Source organism: Nonlabens sp., assembly GCF_047636915.1.
Lineage (GTDB): Bacteria > Bacteroidota > Bacteroidia > Flavobacteriales > Flavobacteriaceae > Nonlabens.
Genome location: NZ_JBLIGN010000104.1, coordinates 1 through 7,483, shown reverse-complemented (window position 1 = coordinate 7,483; position 7,483 = coordinate 1). Strand labels below are relative to the sequence as shown.

Annotated in this window: 5 protein-coding genes; all 5 read right to left on the bottom strand. The window is 35.0% G+C overall.

What is annotated here, in order from left to right:
- On the bottom strand, positions 1-577 hold a 577-nt coding region (locus tag ACJAT0_RS11735; RefSeq protein WP_415181805.1), incomplete at its 3' end, for an alpha/beta fold hydrolase.
- Positions 578-2,486: 1,909 nt separating this feature from the next.
- A complete protein-coding gene (locus ACJAT0_RS11730) occupies positions 2,487-3,488 on the bottom strand; it encodes an ABC transporter ATP-binding protein (RefSeq protein WP_415181804.1) in 1,002 nt (333 codons plus the stop codon).
- An 8-nt stretch (positions 3,489-3,496) separates the two neighbouring features.
- Positions 3,497-4,054, bottom strand: coding sequence for a methyltransferase (locus ACJAT0_RS11725; RefSeq protein ID WP_415181803.1), 558 nt, complete (start codon positions 4,052-4,054; stop codon positions 3,497-3,499).
- Positions 4,055-4,056: 2 nt separating this feature from the next.
- Positions 4,057-5,628, bottom strand: coding sequence for an ABC transporter permease (locus ACJAT0_RS11720; RefSeq protein WP_415181802.1), 1,572 nt, complete (start codon positions 5,626-5,628; stop codon positions 4,057-4,059).
- Positions 5,629-5,709: 81 nt separating this feature from the next.
- The gene (locus ACJAT0_RS11715; RefSeq protein WP_415181801.1) at positions 5,710-6,756 is read right to left on the bottom strand and encodes a Fe(3+) ABC transporter substrate-binding protein; all 1,047 of its coding nucleotides are present in this window, start codon (positions 6,754-6,756) and stop codon (positions 5,710-5,712) included.
- Positions 6,757-7,483 lie beyond the last annotated feature (727 nt).

The window sequence follows — 7,483 nt, the reverse complement described above, 5'->3', positions numbered from 1 at the left end:
CTTTTGCAAAATGTTTTGCTATTTTAGGATTGTTTTGACAAAAACTTTCTTCCAATTCTGCCGCTAACTCTGGCCGATCAGCATTTCCCATAATAACAGATGCCATAGCACTAGACCAACCTAAGTAATTAGAGTCTAAAGTCTCCATAAGATCATTAATATCGCTACGACAAAATCCTCCAAAATAATCGTCAGCATTCATATATCGTGGTGATGGACCAATCATAATTAATTTTTTAAAGAGCGCAGGTCTTTTTATGGCGGCAAGTAAACCTATTACGGCGCTTACAGAATGACCTACATAACACACATCTTGTAAATCTAAGTCATCACAAATTTCGATAATATCATTTGCATACCCCTCAAGTGTGCTATACTTTTCATAGTCATATGAATTTTCATCTGATTGTCCTGAACCTACAAGGTCAATTAGAATTATTTTATAATCGTCTTTAAATTCCGGAGTAATAAATCTCCACATATTTTGGTCACATCCGTATCCATGAACCAGGAACATAGATGTACTGCCCGTACCTTGTATTTTAATATTGTTTCTTGCTTTTATATTTGTTTCCATACCTTATTTTAATTGTAAATTGTCCTTTTTTTTTTGAAAAAGATATTCTGCAAACTAATAGTTACTGTTCTTATGTAATACCCGTCTTATATTTAATATTGATACCATTTCATAAAATTCATAAACGTTTCTTGATGTATATACGGATCTTACAATTTTGATGTACATAGAGAAATAAGTTGCTCTTCCATTATTAAATCAAATTGATCCTTTAACAAAAATAAAAGTTGCGCCACAACTATTTGATTCATACGTCTTATTTTTAAGTGTTTATACACCAATAAGGTAAAATTATTTTAATGCTTTAAAATTTTAAAAATAGGAACTGAAACCTCATCCTTTAAAATACTTGAAACCTTTCTAATGATACTAAGATGTTAGTGTTGTAATCGAAATGAATGCTATCTTTTTTTATTATTCAATGAAGTTAAAACGAATTATTATTTACATAATCCATGCTTATTTCTATTGAAAATAGTAGCCTATGTATTTTAACTACACATCATTTTCATTGATTTATACCCATTAATCTCACAAGAAATAAGTCCAAATAGTTGTAATACCGAACAGTTTCTTTTCCTCAACATCAATTTTACTAAAGTACTCTTTTCACCGCAACAAATTAAAACCCTTGACATTTGTTAGTTATGCGTTTTTATTATTTTGCAATTTCTAGATGTACAAAAATAAAAAAATCTTATTTCTGGTTTAAAAATCTCTTTCAAGGGTAAACTACATGAAAGTATCGATAAACAGTAAACACCCAGTATCAACAGTAACGACGAGGGCACGATATGTAATCACAAATTTCTACTTCAGAAATGCGGTTGTTTAACATTAATATTGGTCAAGCTTTTAACATGAGTCCATAGGATTTAGGATTTTTAGTGAATAAAAATGTAAGTCCTTAAAATTTTAGGCTCTTGTTGTAGTTCCTTATTATAGGTCCATGATTTGTAGGCGCCAAAATATTTAGCACCAAATGAGATGCGTCTATCCCTCTAAGTGCTTTGTTATAGGTCACATTATCATCTTTCTGGTAGAATGCAAAAGATCTAAATAGTTAGATTTAGTGTGTCTTGTCGTTGTAAATAATCCTGAAAGGTTTCATCAAATTCTAAAAAATTGATAATCTAAATAGGGGGTCACATCTTTATCTTTATGCTAAGGTGGTGCTAAATCTGGAATGCTTTGCGCTTCCTGAGCCCGTCAAGGTCATACATACATTGTATAAAAGGTTCCGATAAATGAGGCTTATGGGTGCCTTTTAGGATTTATATAGTTGCGCTCGGCAACCACATCAGGCAGACCTATTACGTTGTAATATCTATATCAATCTCTTCTATAAAGATTTTTAATCCAGACACTAATATGCACATAAAATGGACGGTAATTGGGACACAATTTCTGTGATAAAAAAATAATCTATTACCAAATCAGTAAAAAGAATCCTCTGAGAAATAGGTTTTATCAGAACCAGAATAGGTATCAGATTGACCACCATCCGTGATTCCAATCATGTCCCTATCAAAAAGGTAATGTACCGTTTTCGCATCATCTATTATGTTTAGCTTCTTATTCAATCTGTTCATTGACAAACCACTGCATTAAATTATGTACCTTATAAATCTTGTTTTTAAGACATCCAAAAATAATTGTGTTATTTTATTCCGTAACAAAAATTTCACTTTTTAAGCATTTTTCGAAAAGTGAGTATAATGATTCAAACACTAATAAAGGCGCCTCCAAAGCGGGTACTATCAACTTACTCCTTTGCTCGTTAACAAACTTTACGAGTTTAGTAAGGTGTAAATGCTCTTTTTTCGATTGGGTATAAAAAAATACTATTCCCCATACTCTTTTGCATCTGCCCAGGAAGCCATAGCGAGATGGCGCATAGTATCAAAAATCAAGTGTGCTCGGGGTTTTCAAAGGTAAGCAGTGTATCCCGTTGAAATCCAATATTTACGATACCTCCTAACTTTTGTTGAGAAATACAGTTAAGAACATTACCGTTGGGAACTCTTAAGGTATTGACATAATGCCCTCCTTGAAAAGCACTCTTAACAATGGTAGCTTGGGCCATACAACTACATTCTTGATTCACAAGAAAATCACACTGACGGATCGCATAATGTTTCCCTTTCTCGGGTGTAATTCCAAAAGATTTTAGACGTATTTCATTAAGTTCGAGTACTGCGCTGAAAAGAGAAGCAATGTATAAGTTTTCTGGTGCTTTATAAAGAGTTTCTGCATTGCCTTGTTGTTTGATATGACCCTCTTTAAGTACAACAATCTCATCTGCAATTGCGATCGCGTCTTCGATATCATGAGTCACAAAAAGCGCTGTTACATTTGTACTTTTCAATATGGAAAATACCTCATTACGGAGTTGCAATTTTAAAGAAGCATCCAAATTACTAAAAGGTTCATCGAGTATAAGTAACTCGGGTTCAGGTGCTAGTGCTCTTGCAAGTGCCACCCGTTGTTGCTGACCTCCTGAGAGTTGGTGCGGATATCGTTCTTCATAGCCTTCCAGTCCCACAAGTTGAAGTACCTCAGATACTCGTGCATTGATATCTTGAGATTTGGAAAGTCCGTATGCTACATTTTTATAAAGCGTGAGATGTGGAAAGAGCGCATAGTCTTGGAATACCATTCCTATCTGCCGATTTTCAGGCGTTACAAACGTTTTATCATTTGTGACGATTGTATTATTTATTACAATGGATCCTCTGGTAGGTGTTTCTAATCCCGCAATCAATCTCATTAAAGTAGTTTTTCCACTCCCGCTTTCTCCTACAACAGCGAGAATACTTCCTCGTTGCATTGAAAGTGAATTAATCGTAACAATAGGATTTCCTTTTGTGAAGGACTTTTCTAATTGTTTTATAGTTAATAATGTAGCCATGAATTATTTTATGTTTTTGTGGTTATCCACGCACTACAAATCGTGAATTGATGAAACTTTACAGTTTTTGTAAACCTTGCTTCTTGTAATAATTCCTCACAACGTTGGTAGGGTATTGCATGTAGTTGCGTCGTAATTCGTGTTTTTCTTTTAGCAATGTCCCTTGGCCTCCAGTGCTGCTGAAATAGAGCGTTCTGTATTACAAAAGTATCTAAAAGTTCTTTTTTGCCATCAGATATATCAAATAGGAGCAAGGTACCGCCAGGCTTTAGTCTTTGTACAGTGTCTTTAATTAAAGCGACCTTTTCCCCGTCATCAATTAAAAAATGAAGTACTAGAAACAAGGTGTCAGCGTCATAGGTTTCCTTCAATTCTAGTGCGTCCACAGCACCTTTGATTAGACAGACTTTTTTGTACAAAACTAATTTTGTTTTCGCGAAAGCGAGCATCTCTTCAGAGGGATCACATGTATCTGTATTCCAGCGCTGATTATACTGCGACAATAGTTTTTCTTTATTGCCGGTAGCCCTTTGTCCTTCAAAAACCTCCATATGCTTTGGTTCCATTATTATTTTAATATCAAACGGTTCAATACGATAATGGGAATCACACCTGTAGCAATGATACAAAGGGAAGGAATAGAAGATTCCAAAATAAGTTCATCACTTGCAAACTCGTACGCCTTTACTGCTAGTGTATTTACATCATAAGGTTTTAGAATAAGAGTAAGCGGTAGTTCCTTCATTGCATCAACAAAGACAAGTATAAAAGCACTGAATAGCCCCGTCTTTAGCAACGGCAATTCTATTTTAAAAAATGTTTTAAGCTTTCCAGCGCCAAGTAATTGGGACGACTCTGCGAGACCCTCGCTTATTTTTATGCTACTTCCTTTTAGAGGATTAAAAGCAACTGCCATAAAACGTATCACATAGGCGTAAATCAAAATAAAGATAGTACCATTAATTAGTAGACCTGGGTCTATATGTAACAGTTGACTACTTATCTTTATCAACCATTTGTCTAAAGCTAAGGTAGGGATCATGATCCCTATAGCTATTACAGCACCAGGAATGGCATATCCTAAAATGGCTATTCGCGAGCTTTTTTTTAATATTTTTAGTCTATTCCATTTTGGAATGTATAAAATTAATAGCGCAAAAAATACGGTAATAATGCCTGTAATTACTGCGATACCTAAACTTTGCAAAGCAATCTTTAAAAAAGATGCGTTCAAAACTTCGGCATAGGTTAATACAGCCCAATAACATAATTGCCCAACTGGAATCACAAACCCAAGGATGACCGGAATACTTGCAATACTTGAAAGTAAAAAAGCACGACTTTTGGAAACCTTCAATTTTGGCAATTGCACGGCACTTTTAGTAAGCGTCGCATATCCTTTACTACCGCGTTGCTTGCGTTCCAAATAAAGCAATAGAAAAACAACTACAAGTAATAATGCAGATAAATATATGGCTGTGGCTGGTTCTGCCAATGAAAACCAAGATCTGAATATTCCTGTGGTGAATGTCGATATACCATAATATTTTGCAGCTCCGTAATCGTTTAGAACCTCCATAATAACCAGAATTAATCCGCCAACGATAGCTGGCCTTGCGATAGGGAGAATAATGGTAAAAAAGGTTCTAGTTTCTCCAGCTCCAAGCATTTTTGAAGCCTCAATAAGGCGATTTGATTGATATAAAAAAACCGCACGCGCGCTTACATATACATACGGAAATAAGGAAGCACTAAGTACCACAATCAGGCCATACATATTCATAACATTCAATTTCGCAGCTGGTAAACCTATACTTTCAAGAATACGCTGAAAGGTTCCACCGTAATCAAATAGACCGGCGTAGGCATATGCTGTTATATAAGAGGGCATAGCGAGCGGTAGAATAAGCGTCCACTCCAAGGTTTTACCCAACGGGATATGGTATCTACTCACAATCCAAGCCGAGGAGACACCAAAAAAACCAGTGAGAATGATACATCCAACACATAGATACAAGGTGTTTAAACTATAATCCAGCAAAACATTATCTACAATATGACCCCAACTCTCACCGGGACCCATCAGCAATTTTATAGCTATGGTAATCACTGGAATTGCCACAAAAATAATAATAATCAATGTAAATATTGACCATCTATCTGTGTCTCGGCGGATATAAAATTTAGGAATCGAAATAATGCCCTTAGAAATTAAAAATTATTATTTCCAGCCTACAATATCAAAAAGTAGTACTGCGCTTTTATTATTTTTTCCTAGCTCGGATAATGAAAGTGAATCTTCTTTAAAGGTGCCCCAAGACATAAGTAGAGGTGATGCAGAAACAGCAGGATTTACGGGATACTCATAATTTGCTTTTGCAAATACTTCTTGTGCTTCTTTACTTGCTAGAAACTCTATAAAAGCGATAGCATTTTCCTTGTTAGGCGCGTATTTAGCAACCCCTGCGCCACTTATGTTTATGTGAGTCCCACGTCCCTTCTGGTTTGGAAAAAAAATTCCTACTCTTTCACCTGCTTTTACTTCAACTGGATCTTTAGAGTTTAGTAACTTTCCTATATAATAGGTGTTTACAATGGTAATATCTCCTTTACCTGCAACCACCGCTTTTACTTGGTCACGATCATTTCCTTTAGGACTGCGTGCCATATTACTTACCACCTTTTCTGCCCAAGCTTTTGCTGCTTCCTTTCCATTGTTTGCAATGATAGAGGCCATCAACGATTGGTTATAAATATTTCCAGAAGAGCGTACTAATATTTTACCTTTCCAATCAGCATTTGCGAGGTTTTCATAAGTTGATAACTCGTCTGGTTGAACACGATCTTTTGCATATGCTATGACACGGGCACGTTTTGTAAGTCCATACCATTCGCCGTTTTCAGCTCTTAGGTGTTCAGGAATGATAGTATTTAAAATTTCAGAAAAAATAGGTTGTAACAAATTATTATCTGTTGCGTTTACCAATCTTCCAGCATCTACAGTAATAAGAACATCTGCCGGAGATTGTTCTCCTTCTTGTATCATTTTTTGCATCAACTCATCTGCACTTGCATTAACTACATTTACTCTAATACCTGTTTGCTTTTTAAACTGAGCAAAGAGTTTTTGATCTGTAGGGTAATGTCTATGTGTATAAACATTTACCTCTTTTAAGGGCTCTTCTTTATTTTTAGATTCTTTTGTTTCGTTTTTACACGACGTCAAAACACCAATAGTTGCTAGAGCTATAAGAATGTTTTTTTTCATTTTATATCTTTTAATATCTGTTATTGTATACTTTTAATTTTGGTACACTCATCTGGTCATAATTTATTTGTAAAACAAAAATTCGATAAGTACCATCATTTTTAAAAGTTGGAGTTACCAACTTTAATATGGCTATAAATAGTAACTTCCTTTCGTCATAATCATTACTAAGACTCTTTCTTTAGTAATCGTCTTCTCTCTTCCTTAGCGTTGCCATAAGTGGTTTATTAAATCTATAAGAACAATAGGCACAGCAATACCGCAATGTGTACTATGACTATCTTTTTTTTGTACACCTCTATTACACTGAAGTAAACCCGATTCAATAAGCGCTAAATTAAAGCGGTTACCAGAGGGATTTCTGAAGGAAAATATCCCCGCAAAATTCGCCCTATAAGTGCCATCGCAGTATGTGCTGTTTTAGATGTTATGTTAATAAAAGCAAAGATAACACTCTATATGGAATGATTCTAAATAAATACAGCTTTTAAGTCTTTATCATGAAAAGCTAGAAGAACTCCAAATATAATTTGTGTAAAAACTGTAGGTGCAAATTATGAGGAAATAAATATTATAGTAGTTGAAGACGCAACAAAACCGCTAATACTTATGGTTCATGGCTCTAATGGCTCTGCTCCAATTGCTTTAAAAACGTACTCCAACCTGTATAAGAAATTTCAAGTATATGCTATCGCCGTTCTGGCACCATCCAATAAATGTTCTGATA